This window comes from Clostridium sp. D53t1_180928_C8 (assembly GCF_015667795.1).
Lineage (GTDB): Bacteria > Bacillota > Clostridia > Clostridiales > Clostridiaceae > Clostridium.
In genome coordinates, this window is the sequence record NZ_JADPEL010000008.1 from 96,926 (window position 1) to 122,288 (window position 25,363).

Annotated in this window: 24 protein-coding genes; 1 reads left to right on the forward strand and 23 read right to left on the reverse strand. The window is 29.3% G+C overall.

Going from position 1 to position 25,363, the window contains the following annotated elements:
• Positions 1-11: 11 nt before the first annotated feature.
• From I4V51_RS07840 to I4V51_RS07950, 23 genes are all read right to left on the reverse strand, one after another.
• The gene (locus I4V51_RS07840; RefSeq protein WP_195987770.1) at positions 12-317 is read right to left on the reverse strand and encodes a YlmC/YmxH family sporulation protein; all 306 of its coding nucleotides are present in this window, start codon (positions 315-317) and stop codon (positions 12-14) included.
• Positions 318-442: 125 nt separating this feature from the next.
• Complete coding sequence (locus I4V51_RS07845) at positions 443-1,747, reverse strand: pitrilysin family protein (RefSeq protein WP_195987771.1); 1,305 nt, start codon at positions 1,745-1,747, stop codon at positions 443-445.
• A gap of 109 nt (positions 1,748-1,856) precedes the next feature.
• A complete protein-coding gene (locus tag I4V51_RS07850; RefSeq protein WP_195987772.1) occupies positions 1,857-3,956 on the reverse strand; it encodes a polyribonucleotide nucleotidyltransferase in 2,100 nt (699 codons plus the stop codon).
• An 84-nt stretch (positions 3,957-4,040) separates the two neighbouring features.
• A complete protein-coding gene (gene rpsO / locus I4V51_RS07855) occupies positions 4,041-4,304 on the reverse strand; it encodes a 30S ribosomal protein S15 (RefSeq protein WP_195987773.1) in 264 nt (87 codons plus the stop codon).
• A gap of 177 nt (positions 4,305-4,481) precedes the next feature.
• Positions 4,482-5,408, reverse strand: a complete 927-nt coding sequence (locus I4V51_RS07860) for a bifunctional riboflavin kinase/FAD synthetase (RefSeq protein WP_195987774.1) — start codon at positions 5,406-5,408, stop codon at positions 4,482-4,484.
• Positions 5,409-5,419: 11 nt separating this feature from the next.
• Positions 5,420-6,298, reverse strand: a complete 879-nt coding sequence (truB, locus tag I4V51_RS07865) for a tRNA pseudouridine(55) synthase TruB (RefSeq protein WP_195987775.1) — start codon at positions 6,296-6,298, stop codon at positions 5,420-5,422.
• A 3-nt stretch (positions 6,299-6,301) separates the two neighbouring features.
• Complete coding sequence (locus I4V51_RS07870; RefSeq protein WP_195987776.1) at positions 6,302-7,273, reverse strand: bifunctional oligoribonuclease/PAP phosphatase NrnA; 972 nt, start codon at positions 7,271-7,273, stop codon at positions 6,302-6,304.
• Position 7,274: 1 nt separating this feature from the next.
• Positions 7,275-7,625 (reverse strand): 30S ribosome-binding factor RbfA, encoded by a 351-nt coding sequence (gene rbfA / locus I4V51_RS07875; RefSeq protein WP_195987777.1) that lies wholly within the window; start codon positions 7,623-7,625, stop codon positions 7,275-7,277.
• A 12-nt stretch (positions 7,626-7,637) separates the two neighbouring features.
• The gene (infB, locus tag I4V51_RS07880; RefSeq protein ID WP_195987778.1) at positions 7,638-9,701 is read right to left on the reverse strand and encodes a translation initiation factor IF-2; all 2,064 of its coding nucleotides are present in this window, start codon (positions 9,699-9,701) and stop codon (positions 7,638-7,640) included.
• A gap of 15 nt (positions 9,702-9,716) precedes the next feature.
• Positions 9,717-10,031: a ribosomal L7Ae/L30e/S12e/Gadd45 family protein gene (locus I4V51_RS07885; protein ID WP_195987779.1), complete on the reverse strand. Its 315-nt coding sequence runs from the start codon at positions 10,029-10,031 to the stop codon at positions 9,717-9,719.
• Complete coding sequence (locus I4V51_RS07890; RefSeq protein WP_195987780.1) at positions 10,024-10,290, reverse strand: YlxR family protein; 267 nt, start codon at positions 10,288-10,290, stop codon at positions 10,024-10,026. Before I4V51_RS07890 ends, I4V51_RS07885 begins: the two co-directional genes overlap by 8 nt.
• Positions 10,291-10,303: 13 nt before the next feature.
• Positions 10,304-11,362 carry a transcription termination factor NusA gene (gene nusA / locus I4V51_RS07895; protein WP_195987781.1) on the reverse strand — a complete coding sequence of 353 codons (1,059 nt, stop codon included), beginning with the start codon at positions 11,360-11,362 and terminating at the stop codon, positions 10,304-10,306.
• A 17-nt stretch (positions 11,363-11,379) separates the two neighbouring features.
• Complete coding sequence (gene rimP, locus I4V51_RS07900) at positions 11,380-11,838, reverse strand: ribosome maturation factor RimP (protein WP_195987782.1); 459 nt, start codon at positions 11,836-11,838, stop codon at positions 11,380-11,382.
• A 240-nt stretch (positions 11,839-12,078) separates the two neighbouring features.
• Positions 12,079-13,263 carry a pyridoxal phosphate-dependent aminotransferase gene (locus I4V51_RS07905; protein WP_195987783.1) on the reverse strand — a complete coding sequence of 395 codons (1,185 nt, stop codon included), beginning with the start codon at positions 13,261-13,263 and terminating at the stop codon, positions 12,079-12,081.
• Between the two features lie 19 nt (positions 13,264-13,282).
• Positions 13,283-14,716, reverse strand: coding sequence for a transcriptional repressor LexA (gene lexA, locus I4V51_RS07910; RefSeq protein WP_195987784.1), 1,434 nt, complete (start codon positions 14,714-14,716; stop codon positions 13,283-13,285).
• Positions 14,717-14,954: 238 nt separating this feature from the next.
• Entirely contained in the window at positions 14,955-16,352 is a 1,398-nt protein-coding gene (gene gltA, locus I4V51_RS07915; RefSeq protein ID WP_195987785.1) for an NADPH-dependent glutamate synthase, read from the reverse strand.
• Positions 16,352-17,242: a sulfide/dihydroorotate dehydrogenase-like FAD/NAD-binding protein gene (locus I4V51_RS07920; protein ID WP_195987786.1), complete on the reverse strand. Its 891-nt coding sequence runs from the start codon at positions 17,240-17,242 to the stop codon at positions 16,352-16,354. Before I4V51_RS07920 ends, gltA begins: the two co-directional genes overlap by 1 nt.
• Before the next feature lie 145 nt (positions 17,243-17,387).
• Positions 17,388-18,554, reverse strand: a complete 1,167-nt coding sequence (locus I4V51_RS07925; RefSeq protein ID WP_195987787.1) for an iron-containing alcohol dehydrogenase — start codon at positions 18,552-18,554, stop codon at positions 17,388-17,390.
• 183 nt (positions 18,555-18,737) lie between these two features.
• Positions 18,738-19,700 carry a bifunctional oligoribonuclease/PAP phosphatase NrnA gene (locus tag I4V51_RS07930; protein WP_195987788.1) on the reverse strand — a complete coding sequence of 321 codons (963 nt, stop codon included), beginning with the start codon at positions 19,698-19,700 and terminating at the stop codon, positions 18,738-18,740.
• A gap of 123 nt (positions 19,701-19,823) precedes the next feature.
• Positions 19,824-21,152 carry an extracellular solute-binding protein gene (locus tag I4V51_RS07935; RefSeq protein WP_195987789.1) on the reverse strand — a complete coding sequence of 443 codons (1,329 nt, stop codon included), beginning with the start codon at positions 21,150-21,152 and terminating at the stop codon, positions 19,824-19,826.
• A gap of 179 nt (positions 21,153-21,331) precedes the next feature.
• Positions 21,332-22,159, reverse strand: coding sequence for a carbohydrate ABC transporter permease (locus I4V51_RS07940; protein WP_195987790.1), 828 nt, complete (start codon positions 22,157-22,159; stop codon positions 21,332-21,334).
• A gap of 11 nt (positions 22,160-22,170) precedes the next feature.
• Positions 22,171-23,043 (reverse strand): sugar ABC transporter permease, encoded by an 873-nt coding sequence (locus I4V51_RS07945; protein ID WP_195987791.1) that lies wholly within the window; start codon positions 23,041-23,043, stop codon positions 22,171-22,173.
• Positions 23,037-24,080 carry an ABC transporter ATP-binding protein gene (locus tag I4V51_RS07950; RefSeq protein ID WP_195987792.1) on the reverse strand — a complete coding sequence of 348 codons (1,044 nt, stop codon included), beginning with the start codon at positions 24,078-24,080 and terminating at the stop codon, positions 23,037-23,039. The genes I4V51_RS07945 and I4V51_RS07950 overlap by 7 nt, the downstream gene beginning before the upstream one ends.
• A 667-nt stretch (positions 24,081-24,747) precedes the next feature.
• On the opposite strand from I4V51_RS07950, the gene plsY reads away from it, so the two are divergent.
• The gene (gene plsY, locus I4V51_RS07955) at positions 24,748-25,338 is read left to right on the forward strand and encodes a glycerol-3-phosphate 1-O-acyltransferase PlsY (protein WP_195987793.1); all 591 of its coding nucleotides are present in this window, start codon (positions 24,748-24,750) and stop codon (positions 25,336-25,338) included.
• Positions 25,339-25,363: the final 25 nt, after the last annotated feature.

The window sequence follows — 25,363 nt, forward strand, 5'->3', positions numbered from 1 at the left end:
CCTTAAGTTTTCTAAGCTCTCGCTCTTTTTATCTTTCCTTCCTCGGCAGAGATTACTATGACATTAGTTCCAATCTTTGTTACACATTCCCATGGTATTTCAACATATTCCTTACTACCAAAGAAGCTAAACTTACTTGTACTAATACCAACAACCAGGAATTTAAGATATCCTTCTTCGTCAATTATAAAATCAATATTTTGAGCGCTGTCATACTTTTCTGCACTTTCTAAGTTGAAAATTTCATATCTTTCTAACTCACTTAAGTCTCTAAGTTGACTTTCTGGCTTTTTTTCGTAATATTCAAAATCCTTCATAATACTTACCTCCTTGTTATACATAATATTATGCATTCAATAGGTAATATATTACTTTACATATAATCTTAAAACCCAGTTAGCACTTTAATCTCCCTAAATAATATATCAACTATAAGCAAAACTTACAATAGGAATTTTTCATCAGTACAACTCTTATATGCAACTTTAGAATTATTGATAATTGAATTCAATTTATCAGCTTCTACTCCTTGCCCTACAAAAGCACTACTAACTATTCCTGGCTTAAAACATCTCTCCAATACATAGTTTATGTCTTCATTATCTATTTTGTTAATTCTATTAATAACGTCTTCTTGAGTCTTTATTTTATTTTGTAACAAGAAGCACTTTGCATTAGCAAACATTCTAGATGAAGTACTTTCTAGTCCTAAAATATAACTTGCCTTAATCTTTTCTTTATTAATCTCTAATAACTCTTTACTTATACCTTTATCAGCAAAATCATATAAATGCTTATTAATAACACTTATTGCTTTATCACAATATTTATTACTTAATCCTGTATATATATTTAATGTTCCAACCCCTAAATATGGTTGCATATAAGAATAAACACTATAACACAAACCTAATTCTTCTCTAACTTTTTGGAAAAGTATTGATGATGCTCCACCACCAAATATATTATTTAATAGTACTAATGAATATGACTTATCATCGGCATATGGTAATCCATTTAACCCTAAATTTATATGAACTTGTTCTATTTGTTTTTCTGCATACTTGCTTCCATGCTTTAAAGAAATAGGTTCATATGTTGGATTATATACATCATCCTTACTCCATTTTCCGAAGTTCTCTTCTATAAGCTTTTTCAATTCTTTTTCATCAAATTTTCCACAAATACTAAGAACAGAATTATAAGGAGTATAATGTGTTCTAATATAATCCTTAATTTTTTTTCTATTAAAAGATTTTATTCTATCAGGCGTCCCTAAAATAGGATATGCTAAAGAATCATTTCCAAAGATAGCTTCTGAATGTATTTCATCTAATACATCTTCTGGATTATCTTGACTCATATTTATCTCTTCAATAACTACACCCTTTTCTTTTTCAATTTCTTCTTCATCAAACTTTGAGTTTAATAACATATCAGAAATTACATCTAAACATAAATCTACATGAGTATTTAATGCTTTTATATAATAACAAGTAGTTTCTTTACTTGTATAAGCATTTATTTGTCCACCTATATTTTCTATTTCTTGCACTATTTCTTTTGCAGTTCTTTTTTCTGTTCCTTTAAAGAACATATGCTCTATAAAATGTGAAATTCCATTGACATCTTTACTTTCATTTCTTGAGCCATTTTGAACCATAATTCCTACACTTATTGAATTAACATGTTCAATATATTCTGTCACAACTCTTAATCCATTATCTAATGTATATAAATTAAACATATTTGCCTCCATTTTTATCGATTTGCTTTTAGTTTATTTTAATCTTATCATATTTATTCTATATAGTAAAAAAAAGAGAATTATTTTAAATTCTCTTTTAACATTTCTATTATTCAGTTATCTCTTCTTGTGGAAGAGCATCTTTTCTTGAAAGGTTAATTCTTCCTTGAGCATCTATTTCAGTTACCTTAACTAAAATTTCATCTCCAACAGATACAATATCTTCAACCTTTTCTACTCTCTTCTTATCTAATTTAGAAATATGACAAAGTCCTTCTTTATTAGGTAAAATTTCAATAAATGCTCCAAATGCAGCTATTTTAGTTACTTTTCCTAAATAAACTTCACCAGCTTGAACTTCCTTAGTTAATCCTTCTATAATTCTGATAGCTTCATTTACACCATCATGATCAGCAGATGAAACAAATACTGTACCATCTTCTTTTATATCAATCTTAACACCTGTATCAGCTATTATCTTATTAATAACCTTACCACCAGCTCCAATTACATCTCTTATCTTTTCTGGATCTATTGAAATCGTAGATGTTTTTGGTGCAAATTTAGAAACCTCTGTTCTTGGTGTTGGTATACATTCATTAATTTTATCTAAAATGTGTAATCTAGCTTTTCTTGCATTCTTAATTGCAGTTTCAATTACATTAAAGCTTAATCCTTTAATCTTAGTATCAACTTGAATTGAAGTTATCCCTTCAGTTGTACCAGCTACTTTAAAGTCCATATCTCCAAAGAAATCTTCAATTCCTTGGATATCTGTTAAAACTTCTTCTTCAGCTAAATCTTCTGATGTTATAAGTCCCATTGCAATACCTGCTGCTGGTCTCTTTATTGGAACCCCTGCGTCTAATAATGCTAATGTTGATCCACAAACAGAAGCTTGAGAAGTTGATCCATTAGAACTTAATACTTCTGATACTAATCTAATTGTGTATGGGAATTCTTCTTCCGAAGGAATAAGTGGTTCTAAAGCTCTTTCCGCTAAAGCTCCATGACCTATTTCTCTTCTACCTGGACCTCTTAATGGTCTAACTTCTCCTACTGAGTAAGCTGGGAAGTTATAGTGATGCATATATCTCTTAGATTCTGTTTCACCAATACCATCTATTATTTGAATATCTCCAACAGCTCCTAATGTAGCTACTGTCATAACTTGAGTTAATCCTCTTGTAAATAATCCTGTTCCGTGAGTTCTTGGAAGTAAATCAACTTCACAAGTAATCTTTCTTATTTCATCGAAAGCTCTTCCATCAGGTCTTCTAGAGTGATTTAAAAGCATATCTCTAACTACTTCTTTTTGCATGTTATACACTATTTCTTTAGAGTCTGCAAAATTGTCAGGATACTTTTCAGCAAATTCTTCAGTTATTTTATCGTTTACTGCATCCATTGCTGCGTTTCTTTCATCCTTATCAGTAATCCACATAGCTTCTTTAATCATTTCACCTGCGAATTCTTTAATATCTTTTGTAAGGTCTGCATCCGGTTTATAAAGAACAGGTTCATCCTTTTCTTTTCCGAACTTAGCCATAGCTTCTTCTTGGAAAGCAACTATATCTTGACACTTTTCAAAACCATATTCAATTGCTTTAATCATTGTTTCTTCTGGTATTTCGTCTCCACCAGCTTCAATCATCATAACTCTGTCTTTAGTTGCACAAACAGTTAATTGAAGAATACTTTCTTCTCTTTCTTTTGATGTTGGGTTTAAAACAAAATTTCCATCTATAAGACCTACTTGCACTGCTGCAACCGGGTTAGTGAAAGGAATACTTGATATAGATAATGCCATTGATGCAGCATTAATTGCTAGAATTTCTGGTAAGTTATCTTGTTCTACTGATACAACTGTACAAACCACTTGAACATCATTTCTATATCCCTTAGGGAATAATGGTCTTAATGGTCTATCTACAGCTCTTCCGAAAAGAATTGCATTTTCTGAAGGTCTACCTTCTCTTTTTATAAATCCACCTGGTATTTTACCAACTGCATATAATCTTTCTTCATATTCAACACTTAATGGGAAGAAATCTATTCCATCTCTTGGTTTTTCTGAAGCATTAACATTTGTTAATATTACTGTATCTCCATAGCTCATAAAAATAGCTGCATTTGATAACATTCCTACTCTACCAAATTCAACTTTCATATTTCTACCAGCTATATTTTTTTCTAGTATATTAGTCATTTAATAACCTCCCTTCAGGTTTTACGGTTCTACTAATTTAATTTTTTTAAAATAATAGAGCGGATAAAACCCGCTCTATAAAGACTATCTTCTTAAGCCTAATTGTGCTATTATAGCTCTGTATCTTTCGATATCTTGATCAGCTAAGTAATTTAAAAGACCTCTTCTTTGTCCAACCATCATTAAAAGACCTCTTCTTGAGTGGTGGTCTTTTTTGTGAACTTTTAAGTGTCCAGTTAATGAGTTGATTCTTTCAGTTAAAAGAGCGATTTGAACTTCTGGTGAACCAGTGTCTCCTTCGTGTCTTCCGTATTGTTTGATTAATTCTTGCTTTCTTATTGCGTCCATAATGACACCTCCAGTTAATTTATCCCCTATTTCCAGGAAAAGAGAAATCACCCTCAAATCTTAGAAGTAGGTTCTTCATGAAATATTATAGCAAAGTAAGTCTATCTTGTAAACATAATTTATAATTTTAAATTTATTTAGATTTTATTATCTAATAATATAAATTTATAAATTATTTTAGCTAATTACTTTATTACTTTTCTCTGCAAAATTTTTATCTTTTTTTAATTGTTCAATTAATTCATTAATATTATTAAACTTTACTTCATCTCTAATTCTATCGATAAAATAAACATTAATTTCTTTTCCATATATATCATTACTAAAATCTAAAATATAAGTTTCTACTGTTAATTCTTTCCCATTTACAGTAGGATTATTCCCTACTGAAGTAATTCCTTTAAAAAATTTTCCATTAACTTCTACATTTGTATAATAAACACCTTTTTTAGGAATAACTTTTTTTTCATTTATTTCTAAATTAGCAGTTGGAAATCCTATAGTTCTTCCTAACTTTTTCCCATCTATTACTTTTCCTGAAAGTAGATATGGCCTAGATAGCATATTAAATGCTTTTTTTACATTTCCATCTATTAATTCTTTTCTAATAGATGTAGAACTTATTATTTCTGATCCAAGCTTACAAGGCTCCATTACATATAATTCATATTTATATTCTTCCTGGAACTTTTTCAAAAGCTCAACATCCCCTAAATTTTTATAACCAAACTTAAAATTAAAGCCTACAACAATGCCCCTTGCTTTATAAGTTTCACATAACCACTTTATAAACTCATCAGGCATCATTTTCATCATCTTATCATCAAAGTCTTTAAATGCTAGTATATCTATACCTTCTTCTTGCAATACTTTAACCTTTTCTGTATTGGTCATAATAAGTTCTATTTTATTTTTAATATTTATAAATGTTCTAGGATGATTTTTAAAAGTAAAAACTATAGACTTTCCTCCATTTTCATCAGCTAAACTCTTAACTTTTCTAACTAATGATAAATGACCTAAATGTAATCCATCAAAGCTACCAAGAGCTATATAAGTACTTCTATTTTCTTCATCCAAAGCCTTATTATCATATATTAGCATTACTTCTTCTCCTATGTGATCAGTAACTTCTCTATTTTAAAGCCAGCGTTATTTCTTTCACCTAGGCCTATAAAATTATTATTTTCATCATATACTCTATATAATCTATCATTAATAATCTTATCTTTAGTAAATCTATTATCAGCAACTCTTACTCCATTTACAAGAAGTTTTACATACTTTCCATGAACTATAATAGCTTCATATTTACTTAATGCTTCTTCCATAGTTACAATATAGTCATATATATTTTCTTCTGTTAAATCATTAACGTTAATTGATTTACTTTGTTCAAATACAGATGTTTTTGATCTATTTAACTCTGTCATAGTTGCAAAAACACCTAAATTTTCCCCTATATCATAACATAGACTTCTTATATAAGTTCCCTTAGAACATGTAACTTTCATAGAAACATATGGATTATCTATTTTAATATCTTCAATATTATGGATATTTATTAATCTTCCTTCTCTTTCTACTTCTATTCCTTTTCTAGCTAACTCATAAAGTCTAACACCATTTTGCTTTAATGCTGAATACATAGGTGGAACTTGAGAATATTCCCCTATAAATTCTTTTATTACAGTCAATATATCATTATCACTTAAATGAGAAGTATCCTTTTCTTCTAAAACTTCACCTTCTAAATCATAAGTAGTTGTCCTAATTCCCAGCTTAAAAGTAACTTCATATACCTTTTCTGAGTCCATGATATAATCTATTATTTTAGTTGCTCTTCCAATGCATACAGGTAATACCCCTGTTGCTTCTGGATCTAATGTTCCTGTATGTCCAACCTTTCCTGTTTTAGCTACTTTTTTTATAACTCTAACCACATCAAAAGAGGACATTCCTTTTGGTTTAAAGATATTTAAAATACCATTCATATCTTACAACTCTTTCTGTATTTCATTTAATATTTCATATTTAGCTTCTTCCATTGACATATTTTTGATTTTTATTCCTGAAGCTCTTATATGACCACCGCCATCAAAGACTTCTGCTATTTTTCTTACATCAACATAACTCTTTGCTCTAAGGCTAGCTTTAACACCATCTTCAACTTCTTTTAATAATAATGTTACTTCAACACCTTTAATTTGAAGTCCATAAGATATTATATCTGATGTATCACCTATATCAATTCCTAAATCTTCTGTAAAAGCTTTATCTAATTCTAATAATGCAACTTTACCATTTAAAATAAGTTGCATATTGCTTAATGCTTTTCCTATTAGCTTTATTCTACTAAAATCCTTATTATCAAAAAGGCTTTGGTAAATAAAAGTATTATCTACACCTATTTTCTTTAATGCTGCAGATATTTTATGTGTTCTTTCAGTTACATTAGAATGTCTATATCCACCTGTATCCGTTACTATTGAAGTATACATACAAGTTCCTATATCCTTAATAACACTATTTGCTTCATCAAAGTTTATTCCCATTAAATTTAATAACTCAAATACTATTTCAGCTGTTGCCGCTGCATTTGAATCTATATAATTAATATCACCATATTTATCATTTGAAAGATGATGATCTATATTTACTATTGTGCCAGTGAATTGTTTTAAATTTGCACTTACTCTCTCTAAATTTCCACAATCAAGAACTACTACAATATCTGTTTCATCGTCAGGTTCTATAATTTCTCCTGTAACTTCATCAGATCCTTTTAAGAATTTCAAATTATCTGATAATGTATCCTTTGATAATATGTAACAATCCTTGTTTAAACTTTTTAAAGCGTTAAAAAGTGCAAGAACACTACCTACCGCATCACCATCTGGTGATACATGGTAGGTAATGCCTATCTTTTTGCCTTCTAATATAAACTTAGCAATTTGACCTAGTGTCATATTACTTATCTTTTACCTTTTGAATTAATTCTTCAATATGCATTCCATAATTTATTGAATCATCAAGTTCAAATATTATTTGAGGATTGTATCTTAAATTAATTCTTTGACCTATTTCTTTTCTAATATATCCACTAGCATTTTTTAAAGCAACAAATGTATTGTTCTTTTCTTCATCATCTTTTCCAAATATACTTACAAATACCTTTGCGTATCTTAAGTCTTTAGTTACTTTTACATCAGTAACTGATACCATAGCAGTAAGTCTTGGATCTTTTATTTCATTTCTTATTATATTACTAATTTCTCTTTTTACTTCTTCGTTTATTCTTCCGCCTCTATAGTTAGCCATTTAAAACACCTCTTAAAGCTCTTTTCTTTTAATAGCTTCCATTGTAAATGATTCTATAATATCGCCTTCTTTAAGGTCGTTGAATTTCTCAACACTTAAACCACACTCATAACCTTTAGCTACTTCTTTGGCATCATCTTTAAATCTCTTTAAAGAAGCTAATGTTGATTCAAATATTACGATACCATCTCTAATTACTCTTACTTCAGAATTTCTTACAATCTTGCCGTCGATAACATAGCATCCTGCTATAGTTCCTACGTTTGAAATCTTATATGTCATTCTTACTTCAGCTTTACCATTTACAACTTCTTTATATTCTGGATCAAGCATACCAATCATAGCTGTCTTAACATCTTCAATTGCATCATATATAATTCTATATGTCTTAATTTCAATGTTTTCTTTTTCTGATTGAACCATTGCATTTCCATCAGGTCTAACGTTAAATCCAATTACTAAAGCATTTGAAGCTGCAGCAAGTGTAACGTCTGTTTCTGTTATAGCACCAACAGCCCCATGAATTACTCTTACTTTAACATCATCAGTAGATAATTTTTCTAAAGATTGTCTTATTGCTTCTACTGAACCTTGAACGTCAGCTTTAACAACTATAGCTAATTCTTTAACTTTTCCTTCTTGAATTTGACTATATAAGTCTTCTAATGAAACTCTGTTTGAAGCTTGGTGACTATCCGCTTTAATTTTTTGCTTTCTTAAGTCAGCCATATTTCTTGCAGTTTTTTCATCTTTACAAACTATAAACCTATCACCTGCAGATGGAACTTCAGAAAGACCTAATATTTCAACTGGAATAGATGGTCCAGCACTCTTTATTTTCTTACCCATATCATCAAACATAGCTCTTATTCTACCATAAGTAGTACCAACTAAGATTGAATCTCCTACATTTAATGTACCATTTTGGATAAGTAAAGATGCAACTGCTCCTCTACCTTTATCTAATTTAGCTTCAATTACAGTACCTTTTGCTTTTCTATTTGCATCAGCTTTTAACTCTTGCATTTCAGATGTTAATAATACCATTTCTAGTAAGCTTTCTAGGTTTTCACCAGTCTTAGCTGAAACTGGAACACAAATAGTATCTCCACCCCAGTCTTCTGAAACTAAACCATGTTCAGTTAATTCTTGTTTAACTCTATCAATATTAGCTCCCGGTCTATCAATTTTGTTGATAGCAACTATCATAGGTACCTCGGCTGCTTTACAGTGGTTTATAGCTTCTTTAGTTTGTGGCATTATACCATCATCAGCTGCAACAACTAATATAACTATATCAGTAACTTGAGCTCCTCTGGCTCTCATAGCTGTGAAAGCTTCATGTCCTGGAGTATCTAAGAATGTAATTTTTTCTCCATTTAATGATACTGTGTAAGCACCAATATGTTGAGTTATTCCACCGGCTTCACTTGCTGTAACTTTTGCATGTCTTATAGCATCTAAAAGTGAAGTCTTACCATGGTCAACGTGACCCATGATTGTTACTATTGGTGGTCTCTTTTCTAAGTTTTCTTCAACAATATCTGTTTCTTCTTCGAATGCTTCTAACTCAGTTTCTTCTTCTTTTCTTTCAACTAAAACTTCATATTTTTCACAAAGTTTTTCAGCTGTAGCGAAGTCTATTTCTTGGTTAACACCAGCCATTACGCCTATAAATATTAAATTCTTAATAACGTCATTTGTTGGCTTACCTAGCTTTTCGCATAATTCTTTAACTGTTATTGTTTCACCAATTTCAATTACTCCACATGCAGCTTCAGCATTTCTTTCAACTTCTTCTTGCTCTAATTCCTTTTTAGTCTTTTTCTTTTTTCTTACGCCTTTATTAAGTGATTCAGCAAGTTCGTCTTCATATTCATCAACTAAACTTTTCTTACCTTCTTCTGAAGTGTTTGTATCACCTAATAATTCTTTTATTAGTGTTGCGTCTTCATCTTCTATTACACTCATATGATTTTTAACTTCAACACCAAATTCTTCCATTAATAAATTTATTAAATCTTTTGAGCTCACATTAAGCTCTTTTGCCAATTCATATACTCTAATCTTTGACAATAAAATCACCCCCGGTTAATTTCTTCCTTCTTCATTTTGGTACAAGGATATTAACTTTTCAGCCATATTTTTATCTATTATAGCTAAAACTTTTATTTCCTCTCTTCCAATTGGGTTGCCTAGTTCTTCCTTAGAAAAGCCTTCTATAAGAGGAATTTTCTTTTCAGCACAATGATTTCTAAACTTCTTTTTTGTACTATTAGAAGCATCATCACTTAGTATAACAAGATAAAAACTACGTCTATTTCGTTGTTCATCACATTTGCTATACCCCTCTATTAAATTTCCTGATCTTTTCGCAAGACCTAAAAAATTAAAAAACTTATTCATTAACTATCTCTTCCCTTAATCTGTTGTATATTTCTTCATCTATTGCAACATCAAGGTTTCTACTTAATCTCTTTGCCTTAAATGCTTTTTCTAAACATTCAATGCTCTTACAAATATAAGCACCTCTACCTGATTTCTTTCCTGTTAAGTCAACAGAAACTTCACCATCTTGACTTTTTACAACTCTGATAAGCTCTTTTTTAGGCTTCATTTCCATACAGCCAGTGCACATTCTTAAAGGTATTTTCTTTACTTTCATAAAAAAATCCCCCTTATTCCTCTATTGCTTCAGCTTGTGACTTACTCTTTATATCAATCTTCCAGTTAGTTAGCTTAGCAGCTAATCTAACATTTTGACCTTCTTTTCCAATAGCAAGTGATAATTGATTATCATCTACGATAACCTTAGCTGATTTTGCATCTTCATCAACTGTTACACTTACTACTTTTGCTGGGCTTAAAGAACTTGCTATAAATTCTTCTGGGTTTTTACTCCATTTAATTATATCTATTTTTTCGCCCTTAAGTTCATTTACTATGTTTTGAACTCTTGCACCCTTAGGTCCAACACAAGCTCCCATAGGATCAACATTTTCATCATGAGATACTACAGCAATTTTGCTTCTTGATCCTGCTTCTCTTGAGATACTCTTTATTTCAACAACACCCTCATATATTTCTGGAACTTCTAATTCAAATAGTCTCTTCACTAATCCTGGATGAGTTCTAGATACTATTATTTGAGCACCCTTAGAAGTATTTTTAACTTCTACAACATATAATTTAATTTTTTCATTAAATTTATACTTTTCTCTTGGAATTTGCTCATTAGGTCCTATTGCTGTTTCAAGCTTACCAATGTTAACAAAAACATTTCCTTTATCTTCTCTTAAAACTGTTCCAGTAATAATATCATATTCTTTTTCTTTATATTCATTATATATTATACTTCTTTCAGCTTCTCTTATTCTTTGAGTTACTACACCCTTTGCAAGCTGTGCTGCAACTCTTCCAAAATTCTTTGGAGTAACTTCAAAATCAACCACATCATCTAAATCATATGTAGGCTTTATTTCTTGTGCTTCTTCTAATCCAATTTCAGTAACAGTATCAAAAACTTCTTCAACTACAATTTTTTGAGAGTATACATGTATTTCTCCAGTTTCTCTATCAATTGTTACCTTTACATTTTGAGCAGAAGATGTTGGTCCAGCATAATTTTTCTTATACGCTGCAACTAACGCATCCTCAATTGTTGTAAATAATAAATCTTCACTAATACCTTTATCTTTTACTATTTCTTTAAGAGCACCTATAAACTCTTGGTTCATCTTAAATACCCTCCTTACTATATTTCCCCTTCAATATTTGCACTTTTTATTTTATCTTTTGGTATGCTTATTAAAGTGTCCGCTTCAATTATTATATTATTTTCATTAACTTCCTTTAAAATACCCTTAACATTTTTCTTTCCATCGATGGCTTTTGTAAACTTAACCATTACTTCTCTACCTATAAATCTTTTGTAGTGAGCTTCAGTAAATATAGTTCTATTTAAGCCTGGTGATGAAACTTCTAAGAAATAAGCTTCAGGTATAGGATCTTTTTCATCCATAATATCACTTACTCTTCTTGAAAGTGCTTCACAATCATTTAAAGTGATTCCGCCTTCTTTTTCTATATATATTCTTAAATAATATTCTCCATTTTCCTTAACATATTCAATATGGTATATTTCATAGTTAAGTTCATCTGCTATGGGTTTAACCATTTCATAAATTTGAGTAACTAAGGCATCAATTTTCATAATTATCCTCCTTTGCAATATTCAGTTTTTAAGTAATTTAAAAAATAGGTATGCAAAAACGCAACTAAAAAGTAGTTGCGTTCAAATAGAAAGAGCGGGAACAAGCCCCACTCTTCATTTTCTAGCTATTAGTAAATTACTTCTTAATACATTCTAGCATACTTTACTAACAAATACAAGGGGCTATAGCAACATTTAAGTTCCCCCATTTAAAACTTGCCCAAATTTGTATTTTTTTATTCAATTATATAATTTTATAAGTTCATCAAAAGCCTTTAAAGATCTTTCAATTTTATCATATGCTATACAATAAGATAATCGAAAATACCCTGGGCATCCAAAGGTTTTTCCCGGAACAGCTAATATATTAAACTTTTTAGCATCTTCACAAAACTTAACATCATCATCTATTGGAGATTTTGGGAAAAGATAAAAAGCTCCATCCGGCTTTAAGCATTCAAATCCTATAGAAGTTAAATGGCTATATAATAAATCTCTATTTCTCTTATAAATATTAACATCTACTTCTAAATTCAAACTTTCTTTTATTACCCTTTGAAAAAGTGACGGAGCATTAACAAACCCTAAAATTCTATTGGATATATTCAATGCTGATGCTACATCATTAAATGTATTTATTTTAGGGTTAATTACAATATAACCTATTCTTTCGCCTGGAAGAGATAATGATTTACTATATGAATATCCTATAAATGAATTATTATAATAGTTTAATATACATGGAACCGTTGTATTATCATATATTATTTCTCTATATGGCTCATCTGAAATTAAATAAATATCTTTATTAAACTCTAGCTCTTTTTCATTTAATATTTCTGATAATTCTTTTATTGTTTTTTCATTATATATAACTCCACTTGGATTATTAGGAGAGTTTATAATTATAGCTTTAGTATTATTTGATATTTTATTTTTTAGTCCCTCTAAATTTAACTGAAAACTTTCCGTATCTGCTGATATAACAGTTACAACTCCATCAAAGTTTTTTACATAATTAATATACTCTCCAAAGAAAGGTGCAAAAACAATAACTTCGTCTCCTGGATCTAAGATACTTTTTAAAATTATATTTAATCCTCCAGCCGCACCACAAGTCATAACTATATTTTCACATTTTAATTCAAGGCTATGCTTCTTACTTAAATCATTAGCTATTGCTTCTCTTACATCTTCATATCCTGAATTATTCATATATCCATGAAGAAAGTTAGGTTTTTCTTCATTTATAATATTATTAATAATCTCTTTGATTTCGTTAGGTGGTTCTACATTAGGATTACCTATACTAAAATCAAAAACATTCTCTTCTCCATATATCTTCGATAATCTTTTCCCCTCTTCAAACATAGCTCTAATAGTAGAACTGTTTAAAACCATATCTTTCATTTTACTTGAAATCATTTTATAGCCCCCTTGATACTTAATTCAATTTATTCTTTATTACCCCAATAGCTACACCTAATATATTTACTTCTTTTCCTTCTAAATATATTTCACTATATTTAGAGTTTGCTGGAACTAACATAGGCTCTTTACCATTTAGCTTTAAAGTCTTTAAAGTTGCTTCTCCATCTAAGCTAGCTGCAACAATATCATTATTTAGTGCTGTATTTTGTCTTTTTATTACAACTAAATCTCCATCATCAATATTTTTATTAATCATACTATCACCTTTAACATGAAGTATAAAAGTATCCTTACCTCTTTCTAACCAACTTTTAGGCAAATTAAATTTCTCCTCTACCTCATCATTGATTTCAATAGGATTTCCCGCTGCTATATTGTTATAAACATCAACTTCAATTAGTTCGTCTTCATTAAATATAGTATTATCCTCTAAATAAATTTCTTTTTTAGATGAATAACTATCAACGTTAAATTCAACTATATTTTTATATTTTAAATTTACATATTGGAATGTATTCATATAGTTTTTATTAATATTTCTATCTTCCTTAAATTCTTTTTTAAATGCAAAAGTTTTCCCTTTAAAATCTGTCCCAAGGGTTTTAAACTTTCTCCCATTTATAAGCCAGCACATTTTATCATTATAAGCTTCATTATTAACAATAAAAACAAATGATGAATAAGGATTATTAGAGTAAATACTTTTTACAAATTCTATTTCACCTTTAGTCAGTGACTCTACATTATCTAAAACTATATGAGTATATTTCCCTTTAGCATTTTGTCCATATTTTATAGCTAATGATACTTCATCATAACAATCATAATATCCGTTATCTCTTAATATTGACGTATATATTTCCATAAGTGTATATATTGAATTTCTCGTATAAGAATTTCTTATTAATCTATATTTTCTACCTTTTCTTTCAACTTCGTTATATTCTTCCCTTGTAAAATTACATGCTTTTATCCACATAATTTCATCATATAGGTCTTCACTTGTAACTTTATTAATAACCTTAGATTTTTTACTGAAAAATACTAGTTCATCATAAAATTCTTTATGTTTTGTAAAGTTATACCCTTCTTCAAAAGAAATAAATTTTAATTTTAACTTTTTTTCATTTATATATTTTTTTGAAAAATCTTTTATTAACGTCCTTACTAAATTAAACTCAACTCTTTCTTTATCCATACTAAATAGCGAATAAAACTCACTAACTTTACTTTTTTCTTTATATAAACTTTTACTTTTTTCTAATTCTTCATAATTTGAAGATAAATATAAAATATTATCTTCATTATAAATACAATAATTATTTTCTAAATTAATAACTCTATGTAAAGCTGCTAATGTCTTTCCTGTTAATGCTTTTCCTTTCATTAATGAAAAGCCCATATTCTTATTTTTTATAAATCTATTTTGAACCTTTGTTAATTTCATAATCACACCTACTGTTACCCCTCACAATTGAAAGGCTAAATTTAAATTTAGTTAATCAAAGTTAACTGAAACTCCAAATTTAAATTTGGTCATTTGAATCCATTTATAGTGTACTCATTTGACATTTAGGCGAAGGAGTTTCCTTTTTTATAAAGAAAAACCCCAAAGAAAGAAAATAACTTTGGAGTTATAAGATAATTTTATTAATTTATTGTAAAAAAGTCAATTAAATTTCATGTTATTTATTACTTAAATATTCATCAATAGCTGCTGCAGCTTTTTTACCTGCTCCCATTGCTAATATAACAGTGGCAGCTCCTGTAACTGCATCTCCACCAGCATAAACACCTTCTTTAGTTGTAAGTCCACTTTCATCATCAGCAACTATACATTTCCATTTATTAACTTCTAATCCTTTAGTAGTTGAAGAAATTAAAGGATTTGGTGATGTTCCAAGAGACATTATTACTGTATCCACATCCATAACAAACTCTGAATTTTCCTTAACAACTGGTCTTCTTCTTCCTGATGCATCAGGCTCTCCAAGTTCCATTTTAACACACTTCATTCCTGTAACCCATCCATTTTCATCTGTTAAAATTTCTGTAGGATTAGTCAATACATCAAATATTACTCCTTCTTCTTTTGCATGATGAACTTCCTCAAGTCTTGCTGGAAGCTCTGATTCACTTCTTCTATATACAATATGAGTTTCTGCTCCAAGTCTTAATGCTGTTCTTGCAGCATCCATAGCAACATTCCCACCACCAACTACAGCTACTTTTTTACCAACTTTAACTGGTGTATGATATTCTTCTTTAAATGCTTTCATTAAATTAACTCTTGTTAAGAATTCATTAGCTGAAAATACTCCATTTGAATTTTCACCTGGGATTCCCATAAATTTAGGAAGTCCAGCTCCTGATCCAATAAATACAGCATCAAACCCTTCATCTTCAATTAAAGAATCTATTGTAACAGTTCTTCCTACAACTACATTAGTTTCAATTTTTACACCTAATTTTTTAATATTATCAATTTCAGATTTCACTACCTCTTCCTTTGGTAATCTAAACTCTGGTATACCATAAACTAAAACTCCACCAGCCTCATGTAAAGCTTCAAATATAGTAACATCATATCCTTTTTTAGCTAAATCTCCTGCACAAGTAAGACCTGCTGGGCCTGAACCTATTACAGCTACATTTTTACCCTTTGATTCTTCCTTATCCGAAAGATCAATATTATGTTTTCTAGCCCAATCTGCAGTAAATTTTTCTAGTTTACCAATTGCAACCGGATCACCTTTTATTCCTAATACACACTTACCTTCACATTGTGATTCTTGAGGACATACTCTACCACAAACAGCTGGTAATGCACTATACTTTGCAATTTCCTTTGCTGCACCTTCAAAGTCGCCTTCTTTAACATGAGATATAAATCCTGGTATGTCTATTGATACTGGGCATCCGCTTACACACTTTGGATTTTTACATCCTAAACATCTGCTCGCTTCATCTAAAGCTCTTTCCTCATCATATCCTAAACAAACCTCTTCAAAATTCTTTGCTCTTACACTAGCTTCTTGTTCTCTTACCGGTATTCTCTTCATTCTATCTACTATTTTATTCATTACTTATGTCCTCCGCATCCGCAACCTTCTCTATGATGTGTGTCGCCTTCTTCTAATTTAAGTATAGCTCTACCTTCTTCACTTTTATAAAGAGATTGTCTTCTCATACTTTCATCAAAATCTACAAGATGACCATCAAATTCTGGTCCATCAACACATGCAAACTTAACTTCATCACCTACTGTAACTCTACAAGCACCACACATTCCTGTACCATCAACCATAATAGGATTTAAACTTACAGTAGTCTTTATTCCAAGATCCTTAGTAAGCATAGACATAAATTTCATCATTATCATCGGTCCTATAACAACAGCATGATCATACTTCTTAGACTTGTTATTTACTAAATCTAATAAACAATCTGTTACTCTACCATTAAAACCATAAGAGCCATCATCAGTAGATATATATAAATCTTTAGCTACTTTCTTCATTTCTTCTTCTAATATAACTAATTCTTTATTTCTTGCCCCGATTATAACATCAACATCTATATTATTTTCATGGAACCATTTAACTTGAGGATAAACAGGTGCAGCACCTACTCCTCCAGCTACAAATAAAACTTTCTTATTTTTAAGCTCATTTAAATCTTCATGAACAAATTCACTAGGCTGCCCTAATGGTCCAACAAAATCTTGCACATAGTCTCCAACTTCAAAAGTAGCTAACTCTTTAGTTCCGTATCCAACAGTTTGAAACACTATTGTTACAGTTCCCTTTTCCCTGTCATAATCAGCAATAGTTAAAGGAATTCTTTCACCTTTTTCATTATTTTTAACAATAATAAACTGTCCTGGTTGAGCTGACTTAGCTACTCTTGGAGCCTCTATGTCCATTAAATATATGTTTTCTGTTAATAATCTTTTACTTGTTATTTTATACACCTTAATAACCCCCATATTTTCTTATGTTATATATTTTTATAAATTTAAATTTATAATTTTACTTATAAGCTTAAGAATGCACTTTTAAAGATAGCTCTTTGAAAATGCATTCTTAATTTACACAATATATTTCAATTATTTCTTATTAAAAGTTAACTTTATTTCCATAGAATGTACATGAAAGTAATTTTTCCATTGTTTCATCATCAATTGATCTTGGATTAGATCCAGTACACGCATCTAAAACTGCATTATGAGCTATATGTTTAACATTAGCTAAGAAATCTTCTTCAGTTACTCCATACTCTTTCATTGATGCTGGAATATTTAATGCTACATTAAATTCATTTATTTTTGCTATTAATGAATCTGTTAATTCAGCATCTGTATTTCCTTCTAATTTTAACATTCTTGCTATATCAGCATATCTACTTTCACATTCTGTTCTATTATATTGAATTACATATGGTAGGAATATTGCATTTGCACATCCATGCGGAATATGGAATACTGCTCCAACCTTGTGAGCCATTGAATGTACTATTCCTAACAAAGCATTACTAAATGACATACCTGCTAAACATTGAGCTTCATGCATTAAGTTTCTTGCCTCTACATCACCTTCAAAGGACTTAACTAAATGTTCATTAACCATATCAATAGCTTTTAAAGCTAATGGATCTGAAAAATTCGATCTTAATGAAGCCGTATACGCTTCTATAGCATGTGTTAATGCATCCATTCCAGTATGAGCAACAAGTTTAGCTGGCATTGTTTGTGCTAGCTCTGGATCAACTATTGCAATATCTGGAGTTATATTAAAATCTGCTAAAGGATATTTAATCTTAGCTTTATAATCTGTAATTACTGAGAAAGCTGTTACTTCTGTAGCAGTTCCTGAAGTTGATGGTATTGCTACAAACTTAGCTTTTTGTCTTAACTCTGGTAACCCAAAAGGTACCACAGCTTGTTCAAAAGTAAAATCAGGATATTCATAAAAAATCCACATTGCTTTTGCTGCATCTATTGGTGATCCTCCACCCATAGCAACTATCCAATCTGGTTCAAAATCTCTCATTACAGCTGCTCCACTCATAACAGTTTCGACTGATGGATCCGGTTCTACTCCTTCTATTAATTTAACTTCTATTCCAGCTTCTTTTAAATAACTTTCTACTTTATCTAAGAAACCAAATCTTTTCATTGAGCCGCCACCAACAACTACTACGGCCTTTTTCCCCTTTAGTGTCTTTAATACTTCTAATGAACCTTTACCATGATAAATATCTCTTGGTAATGTAAATCTTGCCATATTTTCTCCTCCTCAAAACCCTCAATTAATTCTACCTTATAAAACACAGTTTATATATTACTTAATTAGTAATATAAATTAATTATACCATAAAATTACTAAATTGAAATATTTTTAATTAATAAAAAAGCACCTAAAGATAACTTTCACAAAAAATCAATCTTTAGGTACTTTTTTTACACTTTATTTATTATCATCTCTATATTTTTTACAATTTTCATCAAATTCCTTTATTATTTCATCAACCTTTTCCCAATTTTCAAGTGATGCACCAGCCGCTAACATATGACCACCACCACCAAAGTTAGATGCAATATCATTAACTCTAGGACCATTAGATCTAAACTCACAGAAAATTGAGCCATCTTCTTTTTCCACAAAGAAATGCCAATTAATTATACCTGCAGTATCTTGAAGAGCATTTACCATTCTAGCAGCTTTTATTGGTTCTAAACCATATTTTTTAGCAATTTCGTTTTTTACCTTTAGGTAAGCCATTCCATTATCAGTAGTTACATAATTACTATAAATATATCCTAAAAACTTTAATTCGCTTTCTTCTCTTCTATACATATTTGCATAAAGTTCTTTTGTTTCTAAATCGAAAGTTATCTTATATAATTTTTCAAATAACTTTGTTGGATTATCTATATATAAGAATCTTCCTGTGTCTCCAATTATACCAGTAAATAAAGCTCGTCTTCCTTTTTTATCTATTTTTAATTTATCCTCATTTGCTAAATACAAATCTAAAATCATTTCACTACAAGAAGAATAATCTGTATCTACCCAAGTTAAATCTTCAAACGGAGCATCAAATGGTTTATGATGATCAATTTTCATTATATAACCCGCATTATTAAAAGATTGATTATCAACTCTTTCCTTATTAGCAACATCTACAATTATAGCTAAACAATCTTTATTTATTTCTATTTCCTTATCCATAACATTTATATATTCTAGATTTTTAGAATGTTCACCTAATAGCACTACAGTTTTATTAGGATATGTATTATTTATTATACTTTTTAAAGCTGTTTGTGAACTATATGAATCAGGATCGGGAAAAACATGACGATATATTGCTATAGTATCATACTCTTCAATTTTACTTATTATATTTTTCATTACTTCTTCTTTCATTTAAATACCTCCTAAAATAAATTAATTATTTATTTAAAATTAATTTCATTATATATTTGATAAAAAAATCCCCTACTTAGCAATGCTAAGCAGGGTATAAATCTTTTTATGCTCTTCAATGTATTATTGACGGCTTATTGAAGTCTCAACTTGAGATTCCATTTCTTTTAACATAGCATCAACATCATCTGAAGTTCCTGTTACATAAGATGCATATTTTTCTTCTGCAACTGTTCTAGCTGATTGAGCATTGTTTATTGCAGGAGTAAAGTAAGCAAATCCTAAAGATTGCTTAGCAACATCATATATTTTTCCATATAAAGAAGTAGTATCAGCTAATACTTCTTGAACTATAGTTGAATCTTGAGCTGATTTTCTAACTGGTAAATATCCAGTAGCTGTTGCAAACTTAGCTGTATTTTCAGTGTTAGTTGCAAATTTAACAAATTCATAAGCAGCATATTGAGCTTCTGCAGTAACATCTTTAGTTATAAATAAAGATGCCCCTTGTTGAATAACAGCTTTATCTTTTCCTTCAAAATGAGGAACTTCTACTACAGCTATTTCAAAAGCACCATTAGTATTTATGTGCGCGAATCCAGCTGAAGAACCTTGATAAGCTAAAAGCTTTTGATTTGAGAATGGACCTGATAAGAATTTATCTTCACCAGGAACTCTAAATGCTCCGCTTTGAGTTTCTTTTCTGAAGAATTGCATGAATTCTTTAGACCAATCATTAACAACATTTATTTTTCCATCTAGTTGAACGAAATCTTTTCCATCTTCCTTTAAACTAGATATAAATGCGTTTGAACTTGAATCAAATCCAAATCCAGGTATTCCTAATTGAGCTTGAGATTTTTCTGATATTTCTGCTAATTTTTCAAATGTTAAATCTTTTAAATCATCAACAGTATATCCTAATTTCTCTAATAAAGTTTTATTTACATATAAAACTTCTGTAGATTTTGTCATTGGAAGACCATATATTTTATTTTCTCCCCATTGTGATAATTCATTAATGAAATCTGGAATGAAGTCGTTTTTAATATCTTCTGCCATTCCTATAGTTTTGTCATTAACATATGGTGTTAAGTCCGCAACCTTATCATCATTAATAAGACCTGTAGCCGCATCTGGATAAACATTAACTATAGCTGGTAAAGTATTTGATTGTGATGCAGCTATAACCTTTTTGTTTAAGTCAACAATACTACCTTGTGCTGAAGCTTTAACTGTTATTCCTTGAGTATTTGAACTGTTAAAGTCATCAACTATACTTTGTAACACTTCTGCTTGTTTTCCAGTCATATAGTGCCACATTTCAATTGTAACTGGCTCTTTTAATTCTGTAACGATATTTTCGCTTGTAGAATCACTTTTTGAACAGCCTGTTAATGCTGTAACTGCAACTACTGCAGTCATTAAAGATGCTAATAATCTTCTTTTCATTCGTTTCACCTCTAAAACCTAATTTTATATATATATTTAAGAAAAGATGATTAAAAGATAAAGTATTAAATTTTATATATACATAATTAAAGCATTTATAACAACTTCTATATAAATAATTAAAGCATTAATATTTTAACTTCTAATTCACACTTTCCCTACATATCTAATTATTTATATTATCCTTTTATTCCACCAATAGATATTCCACTCATAATTTTTTTATGTAAGAACATATATACTACAACTATTGGCATTGTAATTATTGTAGAAGCAGCCATTAATAATTCATATCTGTTTCCTACATCTGATTGGAAAGCAGTTAATCCATTTGCAACTAATCTCATGTTATCACTATTTGTAACAAGTAATGGCCATAAGAATGCATTCCATGAATTTATTCCAACTAATATACAAATTGTGATAATTGATGGTTTTGCCATAGGCACAACTATCCTCCATAAGAATTTCCAATCGCTTGCACCATCAATTTTTGCAGCATAATATAATTGTTTTGGAATCTTTAAGAAGAATTCTCTAAGCATATAAATATACAATACATTTGCCATGTAAGGTACAAATAATGCTGAATAACTATCAATTAAATTCATAGCTGAAATTGTTTTAAAGTTAGTTACTATTAATACTTCTCCTGGTATCATCATTGATGCTAGGAAAATAGCAAATATTAAATCTCTGCCCTTAAACTCAAGATGAGAAAAAGCAAAAGCTGATAATATTGAAATTACAACTGTACTTATTATACTTAAAGCTGTAACTATTATTGTATTTATAAAATATCTTCCAAAAGGAGCCATTGCTAATGCAGTACTAAAGTTACTCCACATAAATTTATCTGGAACCATTGTTGGTGGTGTTTGAATAACTTCAAAACTTGACTTTAAAGATGATGCTATCATCCAATAAAATGGAAATAGCGTTACAATAGCAAATACAACTAATAAGAAGTATTTAATGAATGCTTTAAAATTATTTTTATTTTTCATATTTACACCTCTTAGTAATGAATCTTATTACGAGCAACTGTTTTTTGCACTAAAGTAACAGTTAATATTATAATTAATAGAACAACTGAAGCGGCAAATGCCAATGGAAAATCTTGATCCCCATAGAATCTATCAATTATATATCTAACAACAGTTGAAACTGCACCATCTAGTGTACGTCCTCCAAATAGAACATAAACCTCTGTGTAAACCTTAAAAGCAGCTATTAAACTAATGACATATGTATATGCAATCATAGGAGAAACTAATTTAACAGTTATTTTTCTAAATATAGTTCCACTTGTTGCTTGGTCAATCTTAGCAGCTTGATAATACTGTGGATTTATTGATGCAATACCTGTAGTTAATATCAACGTATTAAACGCCAAACTCTTCCAAACTGCAAATATTATTAATGCTATCATTGCATATTTAGGGTCATTAAGCCAATTTATTGGATTTATCCCCATTTTTCCTAATAAGAAATTAATAATTCCATATTCAGAATTAAATAACCAAGACCATACTATTCCTATAGCAACTAATGAAGTTACATAAGGTAAAAAGTAAATACTTTGGAATACACCTCTTACTTTTTCATTTTTTATATTAGCTAAAGCATTAGCAATTAATAAAGAAATAAACACTGATAATGCTGGAACTATAGCAGCATAAATTACAGTATTGATTAAAGATTGTATAAATCTTTTATCTTGTAATAGATATTTATATGATCCAAATCCAAAAACAAATCCACTAGCTTTAGTTTCATCAAAACTAAAAATTATTGTATTGATTATAGGATAAAACACAAAAATACCTAGTATTATAAGTGCAGGTAGTAAATATATATATCCCTTAAATTTATTTTTCTTCTTTAGCATTTTGTTATGAACTCCTCACTTTCAGCATCAAACACATAACTCTTTCCTGTCTTTGGCTTAATCATTAGTTCAGCACCTTCATCAATAAAGAATTCTTTGTCAACTAACATTTTATATATAGCACCGTTATGGTTTAATGTTAACAGTCTTTCTCTACCTAATATTTCTACTGTAACAACTTTAGTTTTTAAACCTTTATCTGTTACTTCAAAATCTTCTGCTCTTACACCTAAAACGACTTTTGATTTATCTTTAGGTAAGTTTTCTATTGTTAATGAATCAACAACAGACACTCCATCTTTACAATCTAAATCTACAAAGTTCATTTCTGGACTTCCTATGAAAGATGCAACAAATTTATTAACTGGGTTCATATATATATCACTTGGTGATGAAATTTGTTGAATTGCACCATCTTTCATTAATACAATTTCGTCTGAAATAGACATAGCTTCTTCTTGGTCATGAGTTACAAATATAGCTGTAACACCTGTTTCCTTTTGAATTCTTCTAATTTCCTGTCTTGTTTCAACTCTTAACTTTGTATCTAAGTTTGATAAAGGCTCATCAAGAAGTAAAATATCTGGCTTCTTAGCTAATGCTCTTGCAATAGCAACTCTTTGTTGTTGCCCTCCAGATAATTGAGATGGCTTTTTATCTAATTGACTTTCAATTTTTACAATTTTAGCAACCTCTACCGCTCTTTTTTCAGCTTCTGCTTTATCCCATTTTAAATTTTTTAAAGGAAATAATATATTTTCTCTAACTGTCATATGTGGGTATAATGCATAATTTTGGAATACTAATCCTATTCCTAATTCTTCTGGTTCTAATCCAGTTACATCTCTATCTCCGAAGTAAATCTTTCCACTGTGTGGTTTATGAATTCCTGAAATAGTAAATAATGTTGTTGACTTTCCTGATCCTGAAGGTCCTAATAATGAAACTAACTTTCCTTTCGGAATTTGTAGCGTAACTTCATTAAGCGCCTTAAAATCTCCAAATTTTACAACTAGTTTTTCTAGTCTTATTCCCATTGATAATTCACCTCATGCTTTTTTTAATCCGTCTACTATGTAAATATAAAAACCGCTATTTTTCCGCGCTATTACAGAATACGACAATTGCTTTATATTTGTCAATATTTTTCCCAATCTATCCTTTTTTGTATTTTAATTTTTTATTAATAATATTAAATATACCCATTTTTTTCAAATTTTCCTTCATTTATCTGTCAAATAAACTCAATTTTTAAACTTTATTCATATTTTTCCCAATTAATATTTTTAATAAAACTTTTATACTATCTATACTTTCCTAATTTAAAAAAATTTATGTTTACCATTTTTTCTCTGATGTTATTTTTATATATTATTATCTGTGAAAATAATTATCTAAATAACCTATTAATTATATCTTTAGCATCAAATTTAATTTTTTCCAGAAAATATTTATAAAAATTCTTAATCTCATAAATATTTTCTAATATAGCATCACAAGTAATAAAAGTTATAATAGCAAATTCATCCCACTTTTCCATATCACTATTTACCTTTCCCTTATTTATTATATATTATATGTTCCTTTATATATTATTGTTATTAAAGTTATGTTACTTAATCATTTTTATTTATAAATATTCCTTGCATAATTTAACATTCTTAAATATTATATTTATGTAAAGATATATATAAGGAGGTATCCATGTTACCATTACTGATTATTTTTTCATATCTTATGGGTTCAATTCCTAGTGGATATATTTTAGTAAAAAAGAAACTTAATAAAGATGTAAGAGATTACGGAAGCGGAAATATTGGGGCAACAAATGTAAAAAGAGTGGCTGGAGAAAAACTTTCAAAAATAACTGCAATTTGTGATATGTTAAAAGCTATTATTCCAGTATTATTAACACGTATTTTAATTTGGACTGATATACTACAAACAAACGAAAGCCTTAGCTTATCCTTAGTTGCTATTGCTGCAATTTTAGGACATAACTATACTATATTTTTAAAATTTAAAGGTGGTAAGGGTGTTGCTACTTCTGCTGCAGCCTTTATGATAGTTGTTCCTATACCATTTTTAATTACAGCTGTAATTTTCTTTGGTTTAAAACTAGTAACAAAAATTGTTTCAATTCGTTCTTTAGTAGCTGGTGCTACATTATTTTTATCGACTCTTCTATTGGGTTATAATAAATATTATGTTTATGCAACACTTTTTGCTTGTCTTCTAGTATTTTGGAGACACAAAAGTAACATTATTAGATTAGTTAAGGGTGAAGAAAAATAATTTTTACTAAAACACTGATGGAATT